The organism is Acidovorax sp. A1169 (assembly GCF_030704685.1).
Lineage (GTDB): Bacteria > Pseudomonadota > Gammaproteobacteria > Burkholderiales > Burkholderiaceae_C > Acidovorax.
Genome location: NZ_JAUZDX010000010.1, coordinates 47,196 through 72,328, shown reverse-complemented (window position 1 = coordinate 72,328; position 25,133 = coordinate 47,196). Strand labels below are relative to the sequence as shown.

The window sequence follows — 25,133 nt, the reverse complement described above, 5'->3', positions numbered from 1 at the left end:
ATGATGTTGTTGAATCAGATGGAGGCGGCGAGCGTGGTGCCCTGCAGGATGGCGCGCTTGGCATCGAGCTCGGCGGCCACGTCGGCACCGCCGATGAGGTGGGCGCTCTGGCCCGCGGCCAGCAGCGCGTCGTACAGCTCGCGCAGCGGCTCCTGGCCGGCGCAGACGACGATGTGGTCCACATCGAGCACACGCGGCTGGCCGTCGATGCGGATGTGCAAGCCGGCATCGTCCACGCGGTCGTAGGCCACGCCCGAGCTCATGCCCACGTTGCGCGCCTTCAGCGAGGTGCGGTGGATCCAGCCCGTGGTCTTGCCCAGTTGGTCGCCCACCTTGCTGGCCTTGCGCTGCAGCAGGTGCACCTGGCGCGCGGGCGGCTCCACCTGCGCGGCGCGCAGTCTGCCGGCCTGGGCATAGCCGGTGTCGATGCCCCATTCGTCGTTGAACTTGGCGGGCGCAAGCGCCCCGCTTTCGCCTTCGTGCGTGAGGTACTCGCCCACGTCAAAGCCGATGCCGCCCGCGCCGATCACGGCCACGCGCTGGCCCACAGGCTTCTTGTCGCGCAGCACATCGAGGTAGCTCAGCACCTTGGGGTGGGTGATGCCTTCGATGCCGGGCGTGCGCGGGCGGATGCCGGTGGCCACCACCACCTCGTCAAAGCCCTGGCCCGCCAGCTCCTGCGCGGCCACGCGGGCGGAAAGGCGCACGTCCACGCCATGCAGCTCCAGCTGGCGGCGGTAGTAGCGCAGGGTCTCGTAGAACTCTTCCTTGCCCGGCACCTGCTTGGCGATGTTGAGCTGACCGCCGATCTCGCTGCCCGCATCGAACAGCACCACTGCGTGGCCGCGCTGCGCGGCGGTGACGGCAAAGCTCAGCCCCGCGGGGCCGGCGCCCACCACGGCGATGCGCTTCTTCGCAGCCGTGGGGACGATGACCAGCTCCGTCTCGTGGCATGCACGGGGGTTGACCAGGCAGCTGGTGATCTTGCCGCCGAAGGTGTGGTCCAGGCAGGCCTGGTTGCAGGCGATGCAGGTGTTGATCTCGTCGGCCCGGCCCTGGCGTGCCTTGCGCACGAAGTCGGCATCGGCCAGCAGCGGCCGCGCCATGGAGACCATGTCGGCGCAGCCCTCGGCCAGCAGGCGCTCGGCCACCTCGGGCGTGTTGATGCGGTTGGAGGTGATGAGCGGTATGCCCACCTGCCCCATCACCTGCTTCGTCACCCACGCATAGGCCGCGCGCGGCACCTTGGTGGCTATTGTGGGGATGCGCGCCTCGTGCCAGCCGATGCCGGTGTTCAGGATGGTGGCGCCCGCCGCCTCGATGGCCTGGGCCAATTGAATCACCTCGGCCAGCGTGGAGCCGCCCTCCACCAGGTCGAGCATGGACAGGCGGTAGATGATGATGAAGTTCGGCCCCACCCGCTCGCGCGTGCGCCGCACGATCTCGACGGGGAATCGCATGCGGTTGGCATAGCTGCCGCCCCAATCGTCGTCGCGGTGGTTGCTGCGCGCCGCGATGAACTCGTTGATCAGATAACCCTCGGAGCCCATGACCTCCACGCCGTCATACCCCGCATGCTGGGCCAGCGCGGCGCAGCGCACGAAGTCTTCAATGGTCTGCGCCACCTCGTCCGCCGTGAGCGCGTGCGGCACGTGGGGGTTGATGGGTGCACGCAACGCGCTCGGTGCCACCAGGTCGCGGTGGTAGGCATAGCGGCCGAAGTGCAGGATCTGCATCGCGATCTTGCCGCCCTCGGCATGCACGGCCTGCGTCACCTTGCGGTGCTGCTCCGCTTCATGCTCGTTGACCAGCATGGCCCCGCCCTGCATGGGCCGGCCGCGCTCGTTGGGCGCAATGCCGCCCGTCACGATGAGCCCCACTTCGCCGCGCGCCCGCTCGGCGTAGAAGGCGGCCATGCGCTCGAAGCCGTTGGCCACCTCTTCCAGCCCCACGTGCATGGAGCCCATGAGCACGCGGTTCTTGAGCGTGGTGAAGCCCAGGTCCAGCGGGGCGTGCAGGTGGGGATAGGGGGAAGCCATGGACGGCTCCCGGGTCGGTGCGAGGACGGCGTTCATCGTGGGTCTCCTTTTGTTTATGCAACCAGTTGCACAAATATAGCCTTGACGCGCTGTTTGTGCAACTGGTTGCAGAAACAAATGAAGCCCTCCGCGATTCAGGCAAGATCGGGGATTCCGAATTCCTGGCCGCCTCCTTCCGCCCGATGTCCCTGCCCCATGCCCTCCTCACCGCCCTGGTCGAGCACCCCTGCTCGGGCTCGGAACTCGCCGAGCGCTTCGACAAGTCCATCGGCTACTTCTGGCACGCCACGCACCAGCAGATCTACCGCGAACTCGCGCGGCTTGAAGAGGCGCTGTGGATCGAGGCCCTGCCGGCCGAGACGGGCCGCGGCCGCAAGCGCCAGTTCCGCCTGCTGCCCGCAGGCCGCAAGGAGCTGCGCCGCTGGATCGCCGAGCAGCACGACCCCACGCCCCTGCGCGACGAACTCATGGTGCGCCTGCGCGCCGAGGCCGCCATCGGCCCCACGGGCCTGGACAAGGAAATCGCCCGCCTCATGGCCCTGCACCAGGAGAAGCTGGCCGTCTACCAGCGCATCGAGCAGCGCGACTTTGTGGGCAAGGCGCTGAGCCGCGAGCGCCGCCTGCAGCACCTGGTGCTCAAGGCCGGCATCCTGCAGGAGGAGCTGTCGCTGGCGATATCGAAGGAGGCGCTGGAGATACTGGGCGGGACTCCGGCATCGAAGTCCTGACGTCGTTTGGAGCGGTCCTTCAGCGCCGCCAAAGGCTGCGCGATGTACAGGCCGGGGACCTGCATTAGGTGTTAACCCTTGCGCGGCCAAATAACTGCATCCGCCTGGAAGTCCCGGCCGTATAAGAGGGCGAGCTATTGCGCTCACGGTCGAACACCCACGAGGAGATCTCTATGCGAATCAGGAAACTCAGTCTGTTGGCGCTTGCAGCGCTTGCTGCCTGCACGGCAGGCGTCAGCCTGGCATCCAGCCACCGAGAGGCGCCCTTCATCACGACCCAGCCCAAGGTCGATGGTGCGGACTTTTACCTCTTCAACAGCTATGAGGCGGGGCGTGGCGGCTTCGTCACCATGATCGCCAATTACCTGCCGCTGCAGGACCCCTATGGCGGGCCCAACTACTTCAGCCTGGACCCGAATGCGCTGTACGAGATCCACATCGACAACAACGGCGATGCGGCAGAAGACGTCACCCTGCAGTTCCGCTTCAAGAACACGCTGAACAACGGCGGGGCCGGCATCACCCTGGACATCGGCCCGGACGGCGCCCGCAAGAAGGTGGCCATACCGCTGCGCAATGCGGGCGGGATCACGGGCGCTGCGGCAGACCCGGTGTCCTACCGCGAAGAATATGAAATGTTCATCGTGCGTGGCGACCGGCGCACCGGCAAGCGCGAGCAGATCACCATGGCCGGTGGGGGCACCACCTTCACCAAGCCCATCGACTACATCGGCGAGAAGTCGCTGGGCAACGCCGCCGCCTACGACGCCTATGCCGGCAAGTATGTGTACGGCATCAACGTGCCCGGCTGCGCCACGCCGGGCAAGGTGTTCGTGGGCCAGCGGCAGGACCCCTTCCCGGTATCCCTGGGCACCATCTTCGACCTGGTGAACGCCCCTGCCGCCGTGATCACCAGCGAATCGAATGCCGCGGCCTTCGGCGCAGGCCAGATCGCGAACAAGAACGTGACTTCGCTCGCCGTCGAGATGCCCACCGGTTGCCTGACCGCTGCATCGGGCGAGAAGGTCATTGGCGGCTGGACCACGGCCAGCCTGCGCCAGGCACGTGTGCTCAACGGCAAGCCCGACTCCGGCCTGCAGGCCAGCGAAAAGGCCGGCGGCGCCTGGACCCAGGTGTCGCGCCTGGGCATGCCCCTGGTGAATGAAGTCGTCATCGGCCTCAAGGACAAGGACAAGTTCAATGCGTCCAAGCCCAAGGACGATGCCGCCAACTTCGCCGACTATGTGACCCACCCCACGCTGCCGGCCCTGATCCAGGTGCTTTTCGGCGCGCAGGCGCCCACCAACTTCCCGCGCACCGACCTGATGACGGCCTTCCTCACGGGCCTGCCCACCGTCAACCGCCCGGGCAACATCACGGCACTGGGTACCGGCGGGCCGCTGGCGGAAATGCTGCGCCTGAACACCGGCATAGCCGCCACGCCGGCCAGCGCGCAGAACTCGCTGGGCGTGGTGGCAGGCGATGCCGCCGGCTTCCCCAACGGGCGCCGCCTGGGCGATGACGTGGTCGACGTCTCGCTGCGCGTGGCCATGGGTGCGCTCTGCACCCTGACCGGTGCGAGCGATGCGCTCAAGGTGGGTTGCAAGCCCGCCGATGCGCCTGCCGGCGCGGTCGAGTTCGTGGACGGCGCGCGCACCAAGGCCACCGACTACCGCACCGCCTTCCCGTACGTGAACACGCCGCTGCCTGGCGCCAAGAACTTCTGATGCGAGGGATGCACACCATGCCCAACATCACGATGCGAAAGGCCGCCCTGGTGGCCGTGGGAGCGATGGCGCTGACCGCTTGCGGCGGTGGCGGCGGCAGCGACAACGCCGGGCCCGACGGCGGTGCCGGAGCGGTGAACGCCTTTGCCTACACCCAGCCGATTGCGGCCAGCGTGCAGGACACGGCGGAACCCGTGGCCGTGGAACAACTGGTGCTGTCCACCAGCGACACCGACGAGCCAGACACCCGTCTGTGACGTCGCCCTGGGCGGTGGCCGCATGCCCGTGCGTGCGGCCACCGCCTGTTGCCCGCGCGGGCCTGCGGCCTGTTTCTCGCCGCTCGCCCGCTGCTTGCCCATCCCTTCACACCTGCGGACTCCTATGACACACCCTGCCCGCCTTTTCTGGGGCATCGGCCTTGCCCTGTGCTGCCTGGGCACGGCCGCCGCCGTGCAGGAGCTGCGCCCCGCGTCGGACAACGAGGTGATCGAGGTGTTGCCCGAGCGGGTCAGCCTTGCACCGGCCACGCCGCAGGCCGCCGCGACCGCAGCGCGCCGCTGGATCACCCTGGCGCGCGAGACCGCCGACCCCCGCTACCTGGGCCGCGCCCAGGCCGTGCTGGCCCTGTGGTGGGGCAAGCCCGATGCGCCCGCCGAACTGGCGGTGCTGCAGGCCACGGTGGAGCAAGGCCGCCATGAATTCGACGCCGCGCGCGCCACCCTGAAGCGCGCCCTGCAGGCCGACCCTGCGCAGGTGCAGGGCTGGCTGACCCTGGCCACGCTGGAGCGGGTGGCCGCCCGCTATGCCGAATCCGAGACCGCCTGCCGCAACGTGGCGCGACATGGGGCTGCGCTGCACGCCACGGCCTGCCTGCTCGAAAGCCGCTCGCTGCAGGGCCAGAGCGACGCGGCACGCAGCGGCTTGACCGCACTCATCGGGCAGGCGGCAGACCCGGCTGGCCGTGCCTGGCTGCTGTCGCTGCTGGCCGAGAGCGAGGAACGCGCCGGGCGCGACGACGCAGCCGATGCCGCCTACCGCAGCAGCCTGGCTGCGGCGCCCGACGGCTACACCGCCCTGGCCCATGCCGACCTGCTGCTGCGCCTGGGCCGCCCGGCCGCCGCCGTGGATGTGCTCAAGGCCCAGCCCGCCAGCGACGCCGTGCTGCTGCGCCGCGCCCAGGCCCTGCGGCTCATGGGCAAGACCGTGCAGTCGCAGGCCCTGGCCACCGAACTGCAAGCCCGGTTTGCAGCTCTTGCGGCGCGCGGCGAAGCCCTCGATGCCCATGCCCGCGAGCGCTCGCTGCTGGCGCTGTGGCTGCAGGGCCAGCCCCGGGAGGCCTGGCAGGCCGCACAGGCCAATCTGGCATTGCAGAAAGAGCCGCTGGACTGGTGGCTGGCGCTGCAGACGTCCGAGCAGTCCGGTGACGCCGCCGCCCACCGCGCGGTGGTGCAGAGCTTTCAGCGCACGGGCCTGCAGGACGCGCGCCTGGCCCGCTGGCAAGCACGGGGAGACAAGTGATGCAGCCGTCGCTTTTTCAACGAACGGCCTGCACACTGCGATGGCTGGCGATGGCCGGGGCCATGGCCGCCGCCTGCGCCGCAGCGCCCAGCGCCTGGGCGCACAAGGCCAGCGACGCCTACCTGCGGGTGGCCGGCGCCGGCGCAGGTGACGCCGACCCCGCCCGCGCCGACGCCGTGGCGCTGCAGCTTTCGCTGGCGCTCAAGGACGTGGATGCCGGGCTGGACCTGCTCGATGCCGACGGCGACCGCCAGCTCACCTGGGGCGAGATCCAGCAGGCCACGCCTGCGGTGGCCGCCTGGGTGGGCCAAGGCATCCGCTGGCAATGCGGCGATGCGGTGCTGGCCCCGGCCTGGCGCTTCGAGGCGCTGGAGCAGCGCACGGACGGGCGCTACCTGCGCATGGCGGCCGTGCTCGACTGCGGTGCCACGCAGGCGCTGGCGCTCGACTACCGCCTGATGCAGGCCATCGACCCCACGCACCGCCTGCTGGTCAGCGGGCAACTGGGTGGCCAGCCGCTGGCCGCCGTGCTGGCGCCCGACGGCCGCTCGCGCACCGACCTGCGTGCGGTGGGCGGCAGCGCCACCGCACCCGAGGCCGCAACGGCCCGCAGCGGCCCGGCCACGCTGGCGCACTTCGTCTCGGAGGGTGTGCACCACATCCTGGAAGGCTACGACCACCTGGCCTTTTTGCTGGCCCTGCTGCTGCCGATCACGCTGCTGCGCCGCCAGGGCGCAGCGCAGGCCCTGCCGGCGGCCGGGCCGTGGGGCGGCGTCAAGACACTGCTGCTCACCGTGACCAGCTTCACCGTGGGCCATTCGGTCACGCTGGTGCTGGCAGGCCTGGGCTGGGTGACGGTGTCCGGCAACTGGGTCGAGCCGGCCATTGCCATCAGCATCGGCGTCTCGGCGCTGCTCAATATTTTTCCGGTGAAGGGCTTGCGCAGCGACCTGCTGGCGCTGTGCTTTGGCCTGGTGCATGGGCTGGGGTTCTCGGGCGCGCTGGTCGAGGCCGGCGTTTCGGGCGGCCTGCTGGTCTGGGCGCTGGCGGGGTTCAACCTGGGGGTGGAGGCCGGCCAGCTCATGGTGGTTGCCGTGTGGTGCGGCGTCTCCCTGCTGCTGGCCCGCTGGGCGGGCTACCGCACCGTGGTGGTCAAGGGCGGCTCGGTGGCACTGGTCGTGCTGTCGTTGTACTGGACGGTGCAGCGTATAGCGTTCTCTGGCTGAGGGTGGGCCGGGAGCCTGCGCGGCAAGACTTCTGGACAATGAAAAAGGCAGACATGAAGAATAAAAAGCTCTCTCGCATGCCAGCGCCGCGCCCACTGGCGCTCGGCATTCTGGTGGCCGGCATGGCCACCACGGCGGCCTGGGCCCAGCAGGCCACGCACCTGCCCGAGGTCGATGTGCGCGGCCCCAAGGATGTGAGCATCGGCCTGGCCGACAGCGCCAGCGAGGGCGCGGTGGAGCGAGAGTCGTTCCAGGCGCGCCCCAAGCTGCGCCCCGGCGACATCGTCGAAGCCGTGCCAGGGGTCGTGGCCACCCAGCACTCGGGGGATGGCAAGGCCAACCAGTATTTTCTGCGCGGCTTCAACCTGGACCATGGCACCGACTTCTCGGTCACGGTGGATGGCATGCCGGTCAACATGCCCACGCACGGCCATGGCCAGGGCTTTGCCGACCTGAACTTTCTGATCCCCGACCTGGTCTCGGGCGTGCGCTACCGCAAGGGCCCCTACTTCGCCGACAGCGGCGACTTCTCCACGGCAGGCAGCGCGTCGCTCGACTACGTGAGCGCACTCGATGCACCATTCGCCGAGGTGACCCTGGGCCCCAATCAGCTGCGCCGCCTGCTGGCGGCCGGCTCGCGCACCCGGGACGACCAGACCTGGCTGGGCGCCATCGAGCTCGAAGGCAACGATGGCCCCTGGGACGTGCCCGAGCGCCTGCGCAAGATCAACGCCGTGGTGCGCTATGCGCAGGGCTCGCCCAGCCGGGGCTTCAGCGTGACGGGCATGGCCTACCGCAACCGCTGGAACGCAACCGACCAGATCCCCGAGCGCCTGATCGACAGCGGCGAGCTGCCGCGCTTCGGCTCGCTCAACCCCACCGACGGCGGCAGCACCCGGCGCCTGAGCCTGTCAGGCAAATGGTTCGACAAGGGCCCCGAGGGCCAGACCCAGATCAGCGCCTATGCCATCGACTACCGGTTCCACCTGTTCTCCGACTTCACCTACTTCCTGCGTGATCCGGTCAACGGTGACCAGTTCGAGCAGTCGGACCGGCGCCGCGTATTCGGCGCCCAGGCCTCGCACAGCCTGCCCAACCGGATCGCCGGCCTGGACGGCGTGCTCAGCTTGGGCGCACAGTGGCGCGGCGACCGCATCGCCGAGGTGGGCCTGTACAACACGGCGGCCCGCCAGCGCCTGTCCACCGTGCGCAACGACCAGGTGTCGCAGGACATGCTGTCGGTGCATGCGCAGCAGTTCGTGAGCTTCACCGAGCGCCTGCGCGGCTACGCGGGCTTGCGCGGTGACCTGCTGCGCTACGACGTGCAGGGCCGCGAGGCCGTCTACGGCGCAGCCAACAGCGGCAGTGGCCACGATGCGCTGGTAAGCCCCAAGGCCGGGCTGGCCTGGGCCATCACTCCCGTGCATGAGCTGTACCTGAACACGGGCGTGGGCTCGCACAGCAACGACGTGCGCGGCGCCACCATCCAGACCGACCCGCAAAGCGGCCTGCCCGCAGACCGCGTGCCCGCGCTGGTCAAGGGCCTGGGCAGCGAGATCGGCTGGCGCTACCAGCCTGGCGACGACCTGACCATCACCACGGCGCTGTGGCAGCTCAAGCTCGATTCCGAGCTGGTGTATGTGGGCGACGCCGGCAGCACCGAGCCGGGCCGCGCCAGCTACCGGCGCGGCATAGAGACCACGGTGCGCTGGAAGCCCCACGCCCGCTGGCGCCTGGAAGCCGACGCCGCCGTGTCGCGCGCGCGCTTTCGCGGTGCCGCACCCGAGGGCGAAGGCAACTTCGTGGACAACGCGGTGGAGCGCGTGCTGGCCCTGGGCGCGGTCTATACCCAGGGCCCGCTGACCGCCTCGCTGCGCCTGCGCTACCTGGGCCCGCGCGCGCTGGACACACTCAACTCCGTGCGCTCGCGCGCCAACACGGTGCTCAATGCCGGCGCGCGCTATGCGGTAAGCAAGCAGCTCACGCTGGGCCTGGACGTGTTCAACCTGGCCGGCAAGAAGGGCAACGACATCGAGTACCTCTATGCATCGTGCACGGCGGGCGAAGCAGCGCGCGGTGACTGCACGGGCGGCGGCATCGAGGGGCGCCATGTGCACCCCATGGAGCCACGCAGCGCACGGCTCAGTGCGCGCTGGGCGTTCTAGGAGTGTGCGGGAGCACCCCCACACGCGGGCCCGTCAGCGCTTTTGGCACAGCGCCTCCCCGCTGCTGACCGCCCCCTTGCGGCTGAGCCAGGCCGCCGCGTCCTTGGCGCCTGCGCAATTCGCCCAGGCCAGCAGAGAAATGTTTTTCCTGTCCGGCCGGTGGACGTCGAGCGGAGTCTTCGCGTTCATCATCTCCAGCATCTCGACGCTGTTCTCTATCACCGCCCGGATGAACGGGGGCCTGCCATCCGGGTTCGGATCATTGGGGTCTGCGCCAAAATCCAGAAGCACTTTCAGGACGCCCGTATCGCCCGAGAAAATCGCCATTTCCAGGGCGTTCAAGGGGTTGCAGCCGGTACAGGCGGGCCGCACGTTGGCGTTGTTGTGCCGCTTGAGCATCTCCACCAGCACCTGCGCTTGCGGCGGGTGGTCTTCCATCCCCACGGTCAGGTACATCAGCAAGGGCGTGTCCTGCCTGGGGCCCGCGTACGCGGGGTAGGGATAGACAGTGTCCAGGGGCAAGCCGCGCTGGAGCAAGGCCTTGAAACCCTCAGGGCACCTGCGCGCAAAGACGCCCAGGGTTATTTCGGAGAACTCCTGGTTGTCGAACACCCCCTGCACCCTGGCGCCCTGCGCCACCAGAACGTCGATTTCCGTCCACGGCGCAGCGTCCTTGGGGCACCTGGCCAGCAGCCGTCCCAGCACCAGGGTCAGTTGGTCCCCCAGCGCCCGAGACTGCGCCGGGTTGCCTTGTGCGGCGGCCAGTGCGGCATTCAGCAGCAAGGGATAGATTTCAGGGGCTGCATCAGCATTCATCCGGGCCCTGGACAACCAGCCCTTCTGGGCGGGGTTGGCCCCGGCGTGGAGCATGCGCCGGATGCCTTCCACGCCGTTGCGGTCGATCAGTGTCGTCATCAAACTCGCGTCGTTGGCCGCGCCGGGCCCTGCCTCTGCCAGCAGGTAGTCAAAGGTGTCTGCAGGAATGCGCAGGGTGTTGAACTGCAGCGCCTCGGACGCGATTTTTTGCGACGACCCGCGCACTGACCGCCGCAGAACGCCCTGGCGGTTCAATGCCTTCAGCGCCACCACGCCATACTCCTGTGGAATGGATACCAGCTCCTTGATAAGGTAGGTCAGCTCGGCAAGGCCGCGATCCTCGTCGTGGCTGGCATCGCCCATCAGGGGCAGGATCTCATGCACAAACAGTGCGTAGACCTCTTTCTGGAACGGGACCGCCTCGCCGCCCCGGCTCGCGATGCTCGACAGCAGGCTGCTCGAAGCCGAGGCCCAGGATTCCTGCCCCTCTGCGTTGCGGGGCACCTGCCCGGCTCTGATCAGGGTGGATACCTCCTTCAGCATGCCTTCTCTCGATGCACCGGACGAGGCGTTCGAGCCCAGGCTGCGGCCCATCAGATCGTTCAGGTACTGCCCGCAGACAAACCTGGATTGGCCGGCGGCATTCAGCCGGTGAAACCCGCTCTTTTGCAGGGCTGGCAAGCCATCGAATGCGGCCTGGCGCATATCGGGCAAGCGCCGCCCGGGGCAGATCGCCGAGCCAGGGACTTCGCGGCCAGACGCCGCCTGGGCGGAGGCCGCAGGCACTGCGGGCGCTTCACCCGCGCGGGCCACCGGGTACAGATCCACGGCAGACACGGCAAAGCCACTGGCCTCGTAGAACAGGTAGCCGGTCAGCGCCTGGCTTTCGACCGTGGACTTTTCGGTGGCGCTGCTCACGCGGTACGCCTGCCCCACCGGCACCTTGAGCAAGGCCCCGCCCGGTACGCGCACGCCGCACATCGGCCCTGAACGGTCCTCGGCATCCATGAGCCTGCGCACCATGTCGGGCGCCACCACCGGGCTCTCGAACCGTTGAGCGCCCCACTGGCCCCTGTCGTCCTTCTGGAGGGTGTGCAAGCGGCCGGAGGACTGCTCGATGCGAAGCACGGCAGGCCCGTTCTTTTCAACAGCGTAGTCCCCCGGCAGACCGTCGCTGCACTCAGCGGCAGTGGCCACGCTGCAAAAAACCGAGAAGGACAACAGCGCGAGGAGCCGGATGGCGGTAGGTGGGTGCATTCAATCAGTTGTCCGGCGCAAAGCCATTGGCCATGGGAACGAAGGGGTAGCCGAGGCAGCCCCTGGGGGCGTGCAGGCCGTCAGCCGCCGCCCGTGGGGCCAGCATCGCAGAAATCCCGCTGCCTGCTGGCCCCGCGCCTTGCGCAACGCGGCGATTCAGGACATTTCGCACACATCGCCCCTCAGCGCCTCGATGAGGACCGCCCCGTGCGCGTGCGGGAGGACTGGTGCCCGCCCTTTGCGGGCTACCACCTGTCCGAGTTCAGCCGTCACCGGCGCTCTCGCTGGTGCTGCTGGCGCTTCGGCGGGACGCAGGACGCCGGCGAAAATCAAGGCCCATGCCCATGCCGGTGGTGCACATCCGGCACATGGGGGTGCGCGTGGCTCAGCGGTTCATGCGCATGCAGATGGCTGTGCGCCCCGGCCGGCATCTGCGCATGGGTGTGGTTGTGGTGCCCGTCGCCGTGGCGGTGCGCATGCTCGTGCTCCATCGCCTCGTGCACGTGTTCATGCGCGTGTGCCTCGGCCAGATGCAGTGCCACGCCCAGCACCATCAGCGCACCACCCGCCGCCATGGCCCAGCTGCCGCTGCGGTCGCCCAGCGCGATGGCCAGGGCCGCGCCGATGAAGGGCGCGAACGCGAACACCGAGCCCGTGCGCGCAGCGCCGAAGGCCCGCTGCGCGAGCAGGCAAAAGCGCAGGCTCAGCCCGTAGCCGGTGGCGCCCACTGCCAGCAAGGCCAGCGCCGCGCCGATGCTTGGCAGCGGATCGCCAAAGACCAGCGCGAGGACGGCGGTGGCACTGGCGCCCAGCAAGGCCTTGCCCAGCACCACCTGGCCCGGATCGCGCTCTGCCAGAGCGCGCGACAGCGTGTTGTCCGCACCCCAGGCGGCCGTGGCCAGCAGTACGGCCAGCAAGCCCAGCAGCTGGCTGCCGCCGGCCTGCCCCTGGTCCATCACCAGCGCAATGCCCCCGACCAGCAGCAGTAGCATGGCCCCCCAGACGCGGCGGTCCATAGTCTCCCGGTAGATCAGGCGCGCCAGCACTGCGGTGAACAGCGCCTCCAGCGTCAGCATCAGCGAGGCGCCAGTGCCGCTGGTGTGCTGCAGCCCCCAGGCCATGGCCACCGGGCCCAGCACCGCGCCAAACACGGCCATGGACAACAGCCGGGGCATGTCTCCACGCGTGAGCCGCGCCTCCTGCTCGACCGGCTGTCGTGAGAGGGCGCCCACCGCTGCGGCCCCTGCGTACAGCAAGGCGGCGGTGGTGAACGCGCCAAGCCCGGCACCAAAGTGCTGGACCAGCGGCATGCTCACGCCGAACAGCGCGGCCGCCAGCAGGGCCAGCAGCCCGCCGCGCAGCGACGGCCAATGCGTAGAGGCGCGGTTCATCGGCAGATCACTTGGCGGTAAATCGCACGGTGATGGTCTTCTTGCTGCTGGTGTTCAGCACGGCCACCACCTTGGCACCGGGCAAGAGCTTGACGCCCTTCGCCTCCAGCTTGTTGCCGCCGGCGTGCTTGAGCGGCGCTTCGGACTTGTCGGCACCGTTGAGCACGGTGAGCTTGCCGTCGTAGCGGGACGCATCGACGGGCTCGTCATGGTCCAGGGTATAGACCAGGGCGCCATCGGGCGTAGCCACCAGTTCGAAGACAACGTGGTTGACGGTCTGCACCACGCCGCCATACATCGGGTCGGGCGTGCCGTGGGCCAGGGCGGCGGGGGCAAAGATCGCAGAGGCCGCCAGCACAGCTGCGGCGGCAATGGTCTTGGAGAGCTTGTTCTTCACGGTCATGGGATTTTCCTTGGGTTGAGAAGTTGCAGGGATCGGCGCGCTTGCCCAGGGGGCGCACAAAGGCCTATGAAACCAGGCGGGAGGCGGTAACAGGGTCAATAGGCCTCCTGCGTTCGGGGCGCATCGCCATCGCTCTGGGTATCTTCAGACAGCAGGCGTTCTGTCGCGCGCCGTCCGAATCTCCAGAACATCACGGGCGTGAGCAGCGTGTCGAGCAAGGTGGAGCTGACAAGTCCCCCGAAGATCACCACCGCCACCGGGTGCAGGATCTCCTTGCCCGGGGCATCGGCCGCCAGCAGCAGCGGCGTGAGCGCAAAGGCCGCCACGAGCGCCGTCATCAGCACGGGCGTGAGGCGCTCCAGCGAGCCGCGCACGACCATGGCCTGGCTGAAGCTCTCGCCCTCGAACTGGCACAGGTTGATGTAGTGGCTGACCTTGAGGATGCCGTTGCGCGTGGCAATGCCCGCCAGCGTGATGAAGCCCACCATGGACGCCACCGACAGGCTCACCCCCGCCAGCCACATGGCCACCACGCTGCCGATGAGGGCCAAGGGGATGTTGGCCATGATGATGCCGGCCAGCACCGCAGACTGGTAGCGTGCGTACAGCACCAGGAAAACCATCGCCAGAGACACGAGCGACAGGCCCACGATGAGTTGCATCGCCTGTTCCTGGGCCTGGAACTGGCCCTCCAGGCTCAGGAAGGTGCCCGCCGGCAACGGGGTCTTCGCCATGGCGGCGCGGATGTCGGCGATCACGCGGCCCATGTCCGATCCGTCGGTGTTGGCGTAGACGACGATCCGCCGGCGGCCATTCTCCCGGCCGATCTGGTTGGGGCCGTCGGTTTCCTGCACGGTAGCGAGGGCCGACACCGGAATCCGGCCGGAAGGTGTATCGATCAGGGTCTGCGCCAGATCCTGCGGGCCGCGTTTGCCATCGGGCAGGCGCAGCACCAGCTCGTAGCGGCGCAGGCCGTCCACGATCTGGGCGCCGTGCGCGCCCTCGGTCAGTGCCTGCAGCACGCGGATGGCTTCCCCTGGGGATAGCCCGGCCTGGGCGGCTTTGCGGTGGTCCAGGCGCACGGTGATCTGGGGGATCAGCACCTGCTTTTCGACCGACAGGTCCACCAGGCCCGGCACGCCCGCCAGTTGCTGGCGCATCTGCTCGGCCAGGCTGCGCAGCGTGTCGGTGTCGTCGCCGAAGATCTTGAGCGCGATCTGCGCCCGCACGCCCGAGAGCAGATGGTCCAGCCGGTGCGATATGGGCTGGCCGATGGCGACCTGGGCCGGCAGCACGGCCAGGCGGACGCGGATGTCGGCCATCACGGCTTCGCGGTCGCGGGCCGATCGTTTCAGGTCCACATCGATCTCGGCCGAGTGCACGCCTTCGGCATGCTCGTCGAGCTCCGCGCGGCCCGTGCGCCGCCCGACCTGGGTGACCTCGGGCACCTCGGCGATCAAGGTCTCGGCCAGCGCACCCATGCGGTTGGCTTCGGCCAGCGCCGTGCCGGGCGTGAACACCATGCCCAGCACCAGCGAGCCTTCGTTGAACGCCGGCAGAAAGGCACGCGGAAAGAAGGGCACGCTGGCGGCCGCTGCGGCAACGGCCAGCGCAGCCACCGCGATCAGCGCCTTCGCATGCGCAAACGACCAGTGCAGCACCCGCTCATCGCGCCGCTTGAGCCAGGCCACCAGCGCGCTGTCGCCAAGGTCCAGCCGCTTCATGCGCGGCAGCAGGTACTGGCACAGCACGGGCGTGACGGTCATGGACACCAGCATGGAGGCCAGCACCGAGACGATGTAGGCAATGCCCAGCGGGGTGAACAGCCGCCCCTCGATGCCCGGCAGCGCGAACAGCGGCACGAACACCAGCACCACGATGGCGGTGGCGTAGACGATGCCCGAGCGCACCTCCACGCTGGCCCGGCGCACGACCTCCAGGGTGGATAGCGGCTTGCCCTGGGCGCGGTTCTGCTTGAGCCGGCGCAGGATGTTCTCCACGTCCACCACCGCATCGTCCACCAGCTCGCCGATGGCAATCGCCAGGCCGCCCAGCGTCATCACGTTGATCGACTGGTCGAGCAGGCGAAACACCAGCGCCGTGACGGCCAGCGACAGCGGAATGGCCACCAGCGAGATCAGCGTGGTGCGCGCCGACAGCAAAAAGGCGAACAGCACGATGGCCACCATGATGGCGCCGTCGCGCAGCGCCTCGGTCACGTTGCCGATGGACGCCTCGATGAAGTCCGCCTGGCGGAACAGCACCTTGGGCGCGGCCAGGCCGGCCGGCAGGCCCTGCTTCAGGTCGCCCAGCGCGGCTTCGATGGCGTGGGTGATCTTCACCGTGTCCGCCGCCGGCTGCTTTTGCACGCTGACGATGACGGCCGGCGCACCGCCGTAGCCCGCATCGCCGCGTTTCATGGCAGGCGCAAAGCGCACGGTCGCCACCTGCTCCAGCAAGATTGCGCGCCCATCCTTCCAGGCCACGGCCACACCCTGCAGGTCTTCCAGCCGGTTGGTGCGGCCGATGTGGCGGATCAGGAACTCACGGCTGTTGAGGTCGATGAACCCGCCGCCGGCATTGCCCGCAAAGCCCTTGAGCGCTTGCTCGACCTGGGTCAGGGACACGCCGAACTGCGCCATGCGCGCCGTGTCGGGCTCCACCCGCAGCTGCCGCACCTCGCCGCCGATGGGGATGACCTGGGATACGCCAGGGATCGACAGCAGCCGGGGCCTGAGCACGAAGTCGGCGTACTCGCGCGCCTGCATGGGCGTGGCCTGCGCGGCCTTGCCATCGCCTGCGGAAAGCGGCAGCGCGATCAGCATCACCTCGCCCATGATGGACGACACCGGCCCCATGACCGGCGCGATGCCGGCAGGCAGTTGCTCGCGCGCCTGCGCCAGGCGCTCGGCCACGAGCTGGCGGTTGCGGTAGATATCCGTCCCCCAGTCGAACTCGGCATACAGGATGGACAGGCCCACCCCTGAGGTAGAGCGCACCCGCGTGACACCCGGCATGCCGTTGAGCGCCGTCTCCAGCGGAAAGGTGACGAGCTGCTCCACCTCTTCGGGGGCCATGCCACCGGCCTCGGTGAGCACGGTGACCAGGGGCTTGTTGAGGTCCGGGAACACATCCACCGGCGTGCGCCAGGCGGTGATGGCCCCCCAGGCAAGCAGCAGCGCGGCGGCTGCCAGCACGAACAGCCGGTTGTGCAGGCTGTTGCGAACGATCCAGTTGAACATGGCGTGGCGCTCCGTTCAGCGGATCTGTGCGATCAGCGGTGCACCCTGCACCACCACGCGGTTGTCGGCACCCAGGCCCTGGGTCACCACCACGGTGGCGACGTCGAGCGAGCGGTACTGCACGGGCTGCGGGATGTAGCGCTCGGCACCGGACTTGATCCAGACGATGGGCTCATTGGCGCTGTTGCGCACCACGGCCTGGGCGGGCAACACGAAGCCCTTCACCTGCTCCTTGAGCGCGGCGACCACCGTCACCGGCTGGCCCACGGCCAGCGGCAAGGGGGTGCCCGCCTTGTCCGATGCGGCCCGAAAGGTCATGGGCAACACCCCGTCGCGCAGGCTGCGCGCCGCACCGATCAGCTGCAGCGTCACGCCAGCGACACCCTGCAGGTGCGCGTTGCCCGTGCGCGCCGGCAGGCCCGCGTCGGCGGTGGTGGCCTCGACCAGCACGCGGGCCGGGTCAATGACTTCGAACAGCACCTCGCGTGCCTCGACCACCTGGCCCCGGGTTGCATCGGCCCTGGCGATCACGCCGGACACGGGCGCCCGCAGCGCCTCGCGCGCGCCCAAGCTTGCGGAGATGCTTTTTTCCCTGGCGCTAAAGCTTTGCAGCTCGGCCCGCGCGGCCTCGATTTCCTTGCGTGGCACGGTGCCTTCCAGGCCTTCGAGTCGTTTGACGCGCTGGGCCGCCAGGTCGCGCCCGCTGCGCAGCTCGGCGAGCTGGGCCTGCTGGTTGGCCAACGCATAGGGCTCGGCATGGTGGGCGACATAGGCGAGGATGTCCCCTTGGCGCACCGCCTGGCCTGCCACCGGCAGGCCTTTGGGGCCAGCTTCCATGCGCCCGCCATGGACCGCCTGGACCCGGCCGCTGGCATTGGGGTCCACGACCACGCGGCCCGGCAGCTCAACCGTGCCTGCAGCCTCGGACTCCAGCGCCAGCTGGGTGCGCAGGCCCAAGCGCCGCTGGGCCAGCATCGGCACGTTGACGCTGCCATCGGGCAGGCGCATGAGACCGGATGCGCTGGTGGGTGCCGCCGGTGCATCCAGGTGCTCGCCATTGGGGCCATGGGCGCCGGGCGCTGCCCAGCCGGGGGCTGCGCAAACCGCAAGGGCCAGGGCGAGTGCCGCAGCGTGGGCTTGTCGGATCGACGGGTTCATCATTGCGCACCTCCCACGGACGAAGAAACGGCAGCCTTCTTGCGGCCGAACAGCCAGCCCACCGCCACCAGCACCACCAATGCCAGGGCCAGCCACACCGTTCGGGAGGGCCCGTGGGCATGGCCCTCGTCATGGGAATGGCCGTGGTCATTGGCTGCGGCACCTGGCACGGTGAGCGTCCCGTCGAGCAGATCGCTGTCGGCGCCCGCCAGGATGGTGACCACCAGGGAATGCTCCCCTGGCGCAGCCAGCGCCTTGAGCATGGCCGCGTCGTCCACGGCGTAGTCGCCCATATCCGCATGGAACTTGGCGGGTGCCTTGAGCGTGCCGGTTTCCACCTCGACCGTGGCGTTGAGCACTGGTTCGTTGGTGGCATAGCGGTTGATCAGCAGGGACAGTTCGCCGCCCTGCAGCCGGCCCACCAGTTCGAAGGCCTCCGAATGGGCCTCGATGCGCGGCACGGTGCCGCCGGTGCTGCCGGCCTGGGCGGGGGCGTCCAGATGCTCCCCGTTGGGCCCGTGGGCACCCGGGGCTGCGATGGAGGGGGCTGCCGACAGCAGCAGGGCCGCAAAGCCTGCGCAGAGCAGCAGCCCTGCACGGCGACGGGAGGTCGAGAAGATTGCGTGGTTCATGGAAGGTTTCCGAGGGCTTGTTCGAGTCGGGCCTGGGCCAGGCCCAGCGCTGTGTGCTGGCGGGCCAGGCCAGCGTCGGCCTGGGCTGCGGCGGAGACGGCGCGCAGCAGTTCTGGCAAGGGGGTTTCTCCGGCCTTGAAGGAGCGGTCGATGAGGCCGGCGCGTTCGCGCAGCAAAGCTGCGCGCTGCCGTTCTGCTTGCAGTTGCTGCTCGGTGGCGCGCACCGCTGCCTGCGCCTGGGCTGCTTCGGCGGCCAGCCGCTCGTGCGTGCGCTGCGCCCTGGTTTCGGCGACGTCGATCTCGCTCAGCGCAGCCGCCGCAAGCGGCTGGTTGCGGCCCTCGGTGCCCAGGGGGATGCGCACGCCGATGCCGATGCTGTGCTGCGCCGATTCGCCGCGCCCCGGCACGTCCTGGCGCAGGCGCAGCAGCAACTCGGGCGGGTCGCGCCGCGAGGTGGTCACCACGTCGAGCTGCTTGCGCGCCCGCTCCAGCGCCAGCCGGGCCAGGCGGGCATCGGGGTGGGACTCGACCGGCAAGCTCGGAGACTGCAGGGAGGCGGCTGCGGATGGCGCGACATCGGGGGCCAACTGCAGGCCCGTCAGCAAGGTCCATTGCGATTGGCTGGCTGCCAGCCGCTGCCGGGCCGCAAGGAGCAGCGCATTGGCTGCGAGCGTCTCGGCATGCGCGGCAAGGGCATCCGCGTGGGCCAGGTCACCGGCCTGCACGCGGCGCTGCACGTCGTCGGCCATGCCCTGGAGGTAGCGGACCTGGGCATCCGCCAGGCCGACCTCTGCGCGCTGGGCGGCAATGGCCCAGGCCGCTTCGCGCACCAGCCCGGCGTAGTGCAGCCGGCCAGCATCCACAGCCGCCTGCGCCAGTTCCAGGTCGGCATCCACGGCAGCGCCACGGGCGCTGCGCTGGCCCGGCAGCCACAGCGGCCAGGCCAGGCCGGCCTCGGTCTCGCGCCGGCCAGCGGATGTCTGCCAGCGGTCGTCCCGGTGCGACAGCTCCAGCGACGGGGGCGCGGCCCACAGGCTGGACGCGGCGGCCCGCTCGGCCTGTGCGCGCCGGGCCTGGCCATCGGCTTCGCGCGCCTGGACGGCCCGCTGCCAGGCGGAATCGACCGCCTGCGCCAAGGTGGGCGCGCTGGCGGATGCCGCGATGGGAGGTGATGCAGGGGTGGGCTGTGCAAGGCCTGCGCCCATGAGAACGCAGCCCAATGCACTGCCTGCAGCGACACGCGCCACAAGCCCGGGGATGGAGAAACTCACGTGAATCCTGACTGATCAACGGCGATCAGCACTGGCCCCGGAACACGCACAGGCGCGGGGCCACAGGCACTGATCGCACCGACAAACAACCGGGGCCTTGGGAACCAAGGCGCCGGCGCTACGGTGGGGTCAGGAGATCAGTCGAGGGGGCCTTCGCAGGCCGTCAAGGTAAGGAGGTGGAGCGGCAGCTTCGGCCACCTCTGCCGGAGCAGGCGGGCGGTCGACGAGCAAGGCCAGCACCGGAGCCTGGATCAGCGCCGCCGTGCCGGGGCCGGCATCGGCGAGCATGTGCGCGATGGACTCGGAGGAGTCGTCCTGGTGCGCCACACCGTCTTCGTCATGGTGGTGCGCAACGCCTTCCCAGTGCATTTCAGCATGGCTTGCCTGGAACGATTCGCCATGGCCCAACGCCACCAACTGCCCGGCCGTTGCAAAGGCCTGGCAGAAGAAAGACAGCAGCAGGAGAACGGCGAGCAGCCGGCGCATGGAGCGGGACGGTTCCAATGGAGGACAGGCCACCATGATAACCGTACCCGTGCCGGGTTCCATCCGCAGTGCCGCGGTGTCCATGCCCATGGGCAATCGGCAACCCACCCCAGCGCGCAGGGCACGCCCGCCCCGACGGACACGCCTGCTGCCTGCGTGCCAGGCGACATGGCTGCCTCACTGCGCGTGACACGCGTGCCCTCATCGCACCATGCAAGGCGCCTTGTTGTTGAACTTCCACCCCGGGATCAGGTACTGCATGGCGATGGCGTCGTCGCGCGCACCAAGGCCATGCTCCAGGTACAGGCGGTGGGCACGCTCGACCTCGTCCATGTCCAGCTCCACGCCCAGGCCGGGCTTTTGGGGCAGCGCTATGAACCCGTCCTTGATCTGGAACGGCTCCTTGGTCAGGCGCTCGCCGTCCTGCCAGATCCAGTGCGTGTCGATGGCGGTCACGCGGCCGGGGGCGGCGGCGCCCACGTGGGTGAACATGGCCAGCGAGACGTCGAAGTGGTTGTTCGAATGCGAGCCCCAGGTCAGGCCGAAGGCCTGGCACATCTGCGCCACGCGCACCGATCCGGCCATGGTCCAGAAATGCGGGTCGGCCAGCGGTATGTCCACCGACTGCAGAGCCAGGCTATGCGCCATTTCGCGCCAGTCGGTGGCGACCATGTTGGTGGCGGTGGGCAGACCCGTGGCGCGGCGGAACTCGGCCATCACCTCGCGGCCCGAGAACACGCCCTCGGCACCGCAGGGGTCTTCGGCATAGGCCATCACGCCGTGCAGGTCGCGCGTGATGCGGATGGCGTCTTTCAGCAGCCAGCCGCCGTTGGGGTCGAGCGTGACACGCGCTTCGGGAAAGCGCTCGTGCAGCGCGCGGATGGCCTCGACCTCTTCCTCGCCGCGCAGCACGCCGCCCTTGAGCTTGAAGTCGGCAAAGCCATAGCGCTCGTACGCCGCCTCGGCCAGGCGCACGATGCCATCGGCGGTCATGGCCTTCTCGTTGCGCAGGCGAAACCAGTCGTTGTCGGCACCGGGCTCGGTGCGGTAGGCCAGGTCGGTCCTGGCGCGGTCACCCACGTAGAACAGGTAGCCCAGCATCTGCACCGCATCGCGCTGCACGCCCTCGCCCAGCAGCGCGGCCACGGGCACGTTCAGATGCTGGCCCAGCAGGTCCAGAAAGGCCGACTCCACCGCCGTCACGGCGTGGATGGTGATGCGCAGATCGAAGGTCTGCAGGCCGCGCCCGCCCGCATCGCGGTCGGCGAACTGGGCGCGCATGGCGTTGAGCACGGCGTTGTGGTGGCCGATGGGCCGGCCCACGATCAGCGGCCGTGCGTCCTCGATGGTCTGGCGGATCTTCTCGCCACCGGGCACCTCGCCCACCCCGGTGTTGCCTGCGCTGTCGCGCAGGATGATCAGGTTGCGCGTGAAGAAGGGGCCGTGCGCGCCGCTCAGGTTCATGAGCATGCTGTCGTGGCCCGCCACGGGCACCACGCGCAGCTCGGTGACGACGGGGGTGCTGGTGGCCAACGGTGTAGAAGAGGCGTTCATGGTGTCGAGAATCAGGTAGGGAGGCGCGAAGACGCCTCATGGAGAAATCAATCGGCAGTTATCTTGCGGGTTTCGATCACTGTCTTCCAGCGCGCGAACTCGCGCGCCTGGTAGGCGGTGAAGGCTTCGGGCGTGCTGGCCACGATCTCCAGGCCCTGATCGAGCATGCGCTTCTTCACGGCGGGGTCGTTCATGGCGGCGATGGCGGCGTCCGAGAGCTTCTTCTTCACGGCGGCGGGCAGGCCCTTGGGCGCGGCCATGCCCTGCCACGAGTAGACCTCGGCGCCGGCCACGCCGGCCTCGGCGAGGGTGGGCACGTCGGGCAGCACGGGGCTGCGCTTGTCGCCGGTGACGGCAATCGCATGCAGCTTGCCGGCGCGGATGTGCTGCAGCACGGCGTTCACGTTCTGGAACGAGAACTCCACCTGCCCGCCCAGCAGGTCGTTGATGGCCGGTGCGCCGCCCTTGTAGGGGATGTGCAGGCCTTCGGTGCCGCTCTGCTGCCAGAACACTTCGGCCGAGAGGTGGTCCGACGAGCCGTTGCCCGAACTGGCGAAGCTCACCTTGCCGGGGTTGGCCTTGAGCTGGGCGACCACCTCCTTCACGGTGCGCGCCTTCTGGTTGGGCGCGGCCACCAGCACATTGGGCGCCTGCACGGGCACGCTGATGTAGTCGAAATCCTTGAGCGCGTCGTACGGCACGCTCTTGAGCAGGTGCGGTGCCACGACGAAGGCGCCCAGGGACGACACCAGCAGCGTGTAGCCATCGGGCGCAGCACGCTTGACCGAGCCGGCGCCCAGCGTGCCCGTGGCACCGGGGCGGTTGTCCACCACGAAGCTCTGGCCGAGCTTTTCGCCCATTTGCAGGGCCATGGCGCGCGCCACCATGTCGGTGGAGCCACCGGCCGGGAACGGCACGACGATGGTCACGGGCTTCTCGGGCCAGGGGGTGGTCTGCGCCGTTGCGGCAAAGGCCAGGGTGCAGGCGCTGGCAAGCAGCAGCAGTTTTTTGACGAACATGGTGGATGTCTCCGGAGGGGGTGGTGTCGTTTCGGCAGCCCTCTGCGGGGCCTTGGTGATCAAAGGGTTTGCGTGGGGCGGAGGCTGCGCTTACTGCGGGCCGAGCTTTGCAATGAGCGCTTTCAGTTGCTCCACCTCGGCGGGCTTGAGGTCCGTCAGCGGCGCACGCACCGGCCCCGCACCATGGCCCACGATGGTGGCGCCGGCCTTGATGATGCTCACGCCATAGCCTTCCACCTTGTTGCGGATGTCCAGGTAAGGCATGAAGAAGTCCTTGAGCAGCCGGTGCTGCGTGGCCATGTCGTCGGACGCCACGGCCTTGTAGAAGTCCATCGCCGTCTTCGGGATGAAGTTGAACACCGCCGACGAGTACACCGGCGTGCCCAGCGCCTTGTACGCCGCTGCATACACCTCGGCCGTGGGCAACCCGCCCAGGTAGGAGAAGCGGTCGCCCATCTTCATGAAGATCGAGGACATGGTCTCGATGTTGCCCACGCCGTCCTTGAAGCCGATCAGGTTCGGGCAGCGCTCGGCCAGGATGGCCAGCGAGTTGGCCGTCAGCTTGGTGCGGTCGCGGTTGTAGACGATGACGCCGAACTTCACGCTGTTGCAGACTGCGGCCACATGCTCGATCAAACCCTCCTGGCCGGCTTCGGTCAGGTAGTGGGGCAAGAGCAGGATGCCGTGGGCACCCAGGCGCTCGGCCTCCTGGGCGTGGGCGATGGCGGTGCGGGTGGGGCCGCCGGCACCGGCAATGATGGGCACCTTGCCGCGGCAGGTGTCCACCGCGGTCTTGACGACCTGGCCGTACTCGGCGCCCGAGAGCGAGAAATACTCACCCGTGCCGCCGGCGGCGAACAGGGCGGTGGCGCCATAGGGGGCCAGCCATTCCAGGCGTGCGGCGTAGCCCTTGGGGTTGAAGTCGCCCTGGGCATCGAAGTCCGTGACGGGGAACGAGAGCAGGCCGGAGCCCATGATGGATTTGAGTTCTTGCGGGTTCATGGTGGTGGCGGGGCTGGTGGGTGGTCAGAGCGGATCAACAGGTCGTACAAGTGCCTCTCGGCAGCCTTTTCACCGGCACAAGGCAACGGTCTTGGGGCTGGCAGGGGGCCATTCGGCATGGTTGCGCCCTTCGCAAACGCACTTCAAACCGCGTCAAATGGCTGGAATGGGTTGATGTTAACGTTAACATTCACACATACCATAGGGAAAACCCTTTGTCATGCGACATCTTTGATTTTTGCAGTGCGGGTGTTGGCCAGCCGAGCAATCCCGCACTGCCCGGCACCGCCGCAGGACCTTGCCCGCCCCGGCTGTGCTACGGCACAGCTGGCGCTGCCGCAAACACCTCGATGGCTTCGAGCGCCGACACTGAGCGGCCGGCCTTGCCATCGCCGGCCACCACCAGCCGCGCCATGCCGCGCGCCAGCGGCTGCTCGTCCAGGCGGTAGGCGATCAGCACGCGCTGGTTGCCCAGCTCGGGGCTCATTTCGGCCAGCGATACCAGGGCCTGGTAGCCATCGGCCCCGGTGGCCACCAGGTACATGCCCTGCACGTTGGCACCGCTGGCCCTGTCGGCCTCGATACCGGCCACGGCGCTCAGCAGCGCCCACAGGTCCACGCCGGTGTAGCGGCGCCCGCCCACCACCTGCGTGACCGCCGGCAGCGCGCGCAGGGCCGCTTCATCGAGGCGCAGGGTGTTCTTCACCGCGCCCAGCACCTGCACGGCCTGCGACTGCGCCGCACCGCTGCCCGCGCCCACCGAGCCGGACGCGCGCACTTCGAGCCGCGTAAGCCCGGCGACATAGCGGCTGCCCTGCAGGTCGCCCGGGGCGGTGATGCGCAGCGACGGCGCTGTCCCCGCAGCATCGGCATCGCCTGCCCCAGCCTCTGCATAAGCCACGACGCTGGCCTTGTTGCCGAAATCCGGGTGCAGCTCGCCCACCGAGAACACGGCGCTGTAGCCCTCGGCCCCGCTGGCGAGCACATAACGGCCCAGCGCCGCTGCGCGCTGCCCATGGAGGTCCGTGGCCGAATCCGACTGCAGCGCGCAGGCCTGCAGCAGCGGCCACAGCGCGGCGCCGGTGTAGCTGCGCGCCTGCGCGCCGGTGTCGTCCTTGAAGTCCACCTGCTGCTGCACCACGCCCTGCTGGCGCAGGTCCACCACCGACTCGGTGGCCGTGGCGTCCACCGCGCACACCACCTGCACGCGGGCGCGGCCGTCTGCCCGGGTGGCACATCCCTGCAACAGCCCGAGGGCGGCGATGCAGAGCGCGGCCTTGAGGGTGATCGGCAAACTACGCTGGCTGTTCATGGGGCTCCGTCCATATTCTGGTGATGGGCCCATTCTGGCACTGCCAGCGGCGCAAAACGCATGGCCAGGGCCTGCAGGCCCTGATAACTTGTTTCCGAAACACGCACCGGTCCGCTTGGTAGGCTTCTTGCATGCGGCCACGGCCATGGCCGCCCTGCCGCTTCGCACACCACACGCACTGCACGCC

19 protein-coding genes are annotated in these 25,133 nt (G+C 69.0%); 6 read left to right on the top strand and 13 right to left on the bottom strand.

Going from position 1 to position 25,133, the window contains the following annotated elements:
* Positions 1–14: 14 nt before the first annotated feature.
* Complete coding sequence (locus tag QYL93_RS17205; RefSeq protein ID WP_370876989.1) at positions 15–2,075, bottom strand: FAD-dependent oxidoreductase; 2,061 nt, start codon at positions 2,073–2,075, stop codon at positions 15–17.
* 146 nt (positions 2,076–2,221) lie between these two features.
* Between QYL93_RS17205 and QYL93_RS17200 the strand changes: the two genes are divergently transcribed.
* From QYL93_RS17200 to QYL93_RS17175, 6 genes are all read left to right on the top strand, one after another.
* On the top strand, positions 2,222–2,767 hold the full coding sequence (locus tag QYL93_RS17200; RefSeq protein ID WP_305744773.1) for a PadR family transcriptional regulator: 546 nt from the start codon (positions 2,222–2,224) through the stop codon (positions 2,765–2,767).
* 173 nt (positions 2,768–2,940) lie between these two features.
* Positions 2,941–4,494, top strand: a complete 1,554-nt coding sequence (locus QYL93_RS17195) for a DUF4331 domain-containing protein (RefSeq protein ID WP_305744772.1) — start codon at positions 2,941–2,943, stop codon at positions 4,492–4,494.
* A gap of 17 nt (positions 4,495–4,511) precedes the next feature.
* Positions 4,512–4,751, top strand: coding sequence for a hypothetical protein (locus QYL93_RS17190; RefSeq protein WP_305744771.1), 240 nt, complete (start codon positions 4,512–4,514; stop codon positions 4,749–4,751).
* A gap of 124 nt (positions 4,752–4,875) precedes the next feature.
* Positions 4,876–6,012: a hypothetical protein gene (locus tag QYL93_RS17185; RefSeq protein WP_305744770.1), complete on the top strand. Its 1,137-nt coding sequence runs from the start codon at positions 4,876–4,878 to the stop codon at positions 6,010–6,012.
* Positions 6,013–6,074: 62 nt separating this feature from the next.
* Entirely contained in the window at positions 6,075–7,238 is a 1,164-nt protein-coding gene (locus QYL93_RS17180) for a HupE/UreJ family protein (protein ID WP_305744769.1), read from the top strand.
* Positions 7,239–7,291: 53 nt separating this feature from the next.
* Positions 7,292–9,403, top strand: coding sequence for a TonB-dependent receptor (locus QYL93_RS17175; protein ID WP_305744768.1), 2,112 nt, complete (start codon positions 7,292–7,294; stop codon positions 9,401–9,403).
* A gap of 33 nt (positions 9,404–9,436) precedes the next feature.
* Here QYL93_RS17175 and QYL93_RS17170 read toward each other — a convergent pair whose 3' ends face one another.
* From QYL93_RS17170 to QYL93_RS17115, 12 genes are all read right to left on the bottom strand, one after another.
* Positions 9,437–11,347 (bottom strand): ankyrin repeat domain-containing protein, encoded by a 1,911-nt coding sequence (locus QYL93_RS17170; RefSeq protein WP_305744767.1) that lies wholly within the window; start codon positions 11,345–11,347, stop codon positions 9,437–9,439.
* Between the two features lie 458 nt (positions 11,348–11,805).
* A complete protein-coding gene (locus QYL93_RS17165) occupies positions 11,806–12,867 on the bottom strand; it encodes a DMT family transporter (RefSeq protein ID WP_305744766.1) in 1,062 nt (353 codons plus the stop codon).
* Positions 12,868–12,874: 7 nt separating this feature from the next.
* Entirely contained in the window at positions 12,875–13,270 is a 396-nt protein-coding gene (locus tag QYL93_RS17160) for a hypothetical protein (protein WP_305744765.1), read from the bottom strand.
* Positions 13,271–13,365: 95 nt separating this feature from the next.
* The gene (locus tag QYL93_RS17155) at positions 13,366–16,512 is read right to left on the bottom strand and encodes an efflux RND transporter permease subunit (protein WP_305744764.1); all 3,147 of its coding nucleotides are present in this window, start codon (positions 16,510–16,512) and stop codon (positions 13,366–13,368) included.
* A gap of 15 nt (positions 16,513–16,527) precedes the next feature.
* Positions 16,528–17,673 (bottom strand): efflux RND transporter periplasmic adaptor subunit, encoded by a 1,146-nt coding sequence (locus QYL93_RS17150; RefSeq protein WP_305744763.1) that lies wholly within the window; start codon positions 17,671–17,673, stop codon positions 16,528–16,530.
* Positions 17,670–18,302, bottom strand: coding sequence for a hypothetical protein (locus QYL93_RS17145; protein ID WP_305744762.1), 633 nt, complete (start codon positions 18,300–18,302; stop codon positions 17,670–17,672). The genes QYL93_RS17150 and QYL93_RS17145 overlap by 4 nt, the downstream gene beginning before the upstream one ends.
* On the bottom strand, positions 18,299–19,573 hold the full coding sequence (locus tag QYL93_RS17140) for a TolC family protein (RefSeq protein WP_305744761.1): 1,275 nt from the start codon (positions 19,571–19,573) through the stop codon (positions 18,299–18,301). Before QYL93_RS17140 ends, QYL93_RS17145 begins: the two co-directional genes overlap by 4 nt.
* A gap of 129 nt (positions 19,574–19,702) precedes the next feature.
* The gene (locus QYL93_RS17135; protein ID WP_305744760.1) at positions 19,703–20,149 is read right to left on the bottom strand and encodes a hypothetical protein; all 447 of its coding nucleotides are present in this window, start codon (positions 20,147–20,149) and stop codon (positions 19,703–19,705) included.
* 111 nt (positions 20,150–20,260) lie between these two features.
* Positions 20,261–21,613, bottom strand: a complete 1,353-nt coding sequence (gudD, locus tag QYL93_RS17130) for a glucarate dehydratase (protein WP_305744759.1) — start codon at positions 21,611–21,613, stop codon at positions 20,261–20,263.
* A gap of 47 nt (positions 21,614–21,660) precedes the next feature.
* The gene (locus QYL93_RS17125) at positions 21,661–22,632 is read right to left on the bottom strand and encodes a tripartite tricarboxylate transporter substrate binding protein (protein WP_305744758.1); all 972 of its coding nucleotides are present in this window, start codon (positions 22,630–22,632) and stop codon (positions 21,661–21,663) included.
* A 90-nt stretch (positions 22,633–22,722) separates the two neighbouring features.
* A complete protein-coding gene (gene kdgD / locus QYL93_RS17120) occupies positions 22,723–23,634 on the bottom strand; it encodes a 5-dehydro-4-deoxyglucarate dehydratase (protein ID WP_305744757.1) in 912 nt (303 codons plus the stop codon).
* 316 nt (positions 23,635–23,950) lie between these two features.
* Positions 23,951–24,946: a molybdopterin-binding oxidoreductase gene (locus QYL93_RS17115; protein WP_305744756.1), complete on the bottom strand. Its 996-nt coding sequence runs from the start codon at positions 24,944–24,946 to the stop codon at positions 23,951–23,953.
* Between the last annotated feature and the right edge of the window lie 187 nt (positions 24,947–25,133).

Excerpts from the sequence above, each read along its gene's own strand:
- QYL93_RS17115 (WP_305744756.1), bottom strand. The coding sequence starts at position 24,946 with ATGAACAGCCAGCGTAGTTTGCCGATCACCCTCAAGGCCGCGCTCTGC.
- QYL93_RS17185 (WP_305744770.1), top strand. The coding sequence starts at position 4,876 with ATGACACACCCTGCCCGCCTTTTCTGGGGCATCGGCCTTGCCCTGTGC.
- QYL93_RS17180 (WP_305744769.1), top strand. The coding sequence starts at position 6,075 with ATGGCCGCCGCCTGCGCCGCAGCGCCCAGCGCCTGGGCGCACAAGGCC.
- kdgD (WP_305744757.1), bottom strand. The coding sequence starts at position 23,634 with ATGAACCCGCAAGAACTCAAATCCATCATGGGCTCCGGCCTGCTCTCG.
- QYL93_RS17190 (WP_305744771.1), top strand. The coding sequence starts at position 4,512 with ATGCCCAACATCACGATGCGAAAGGCCGCCCTGGTGGCCGTGGGAGCG.
- QYL93_RS17205 (WP_370876989.1), bottom strand. The coding sequence starts at position 2,075 with ATGAACGCCGTCCTCGCACCGACCCGGGAGCCGTCCATGGCTTCCCCC.
- gudD (WP_305744759.1), bottom strand. The coding sequence starts at position 21,613 with ATGAACGCCTCTTCTACACCGTTGGCCACCAGCACCCCCGTCGTCACC.
- QYL93_RS17175 (WP_305744768.1), top strand. The coding sequence starts at position 7,292 with ATGAAGAATAAAAAGCTCTCTCGCATGCCAGCGCCGCGCCCACTGGCG.
- QYL93_RS17195 (WP_305744772.1), top strand. The coding sequence starts at position 2,941 with ATGCGAATCAGGAAACTCAGTCTGTTGGCGCTTGCAGCGCTTGCTGCC.
- QYL93_RS17135 (WP_305744760.1), bottom strand. The coding sequence starts at position 20,149 with ATGGGCATGGACACCGCGGCACTGCGGATGGAACCCGGCACGGGTACG.
- QYL93_RS17145 (WP_305744762.1), bottom strand. The coding sequence starts at position 18,302 with ATGAACCACGCAATCTTCTCGACCTCCCGTCGCCGTGCAGGGCTGCTG.
- QYL93_RS17155 (WP_305744764.1), bottom strand. The coding sequence starts at position 16,512 with ATGTTCAACTGGATCGTTCGCAACAGCCTGCACAACCGGCTGTTCGTG.
- QYL93_RS17165 (WP_305744766.1), bottom strand. The coding sequence starts at position 12,867 with ATGAACCGCGCCTCTACGCATTGGCCGTCGCTGCGCGGCGGGCTGCTG.
- QYL93_RS17160 (WP_305744765.1), bottom strand. The coding sequence starts at position 13,270 with ATGACCGTGAAGAACAAGCTCTCCAAGACCATTGCCGCCGCAGCTGTG.
- QYL93_RS17125 (WP_305744758.1), bottom strand. The coding sequence starts at position 22,632 with ATGTTCGTCAAAAAACTGCTGCTGCTTGCCAGCGCCTGCACCCTGGCC.
- QYL93_RS17150 (WP_305744763.1), bottom strand. The coding sequence starts at position 17,673 with ATGATGAACCCGTCGATCCGACAAGCCCACGCTGCGGCACTCGCCCTG.
- QYL93_RS17200 (WP_305744773.1), top strand. The coding sequence starts at position 2,222 with ATGTCCCTGCCCCATGCCCTCCTCACCGCCCTGGTCGAGCACCCCTGC.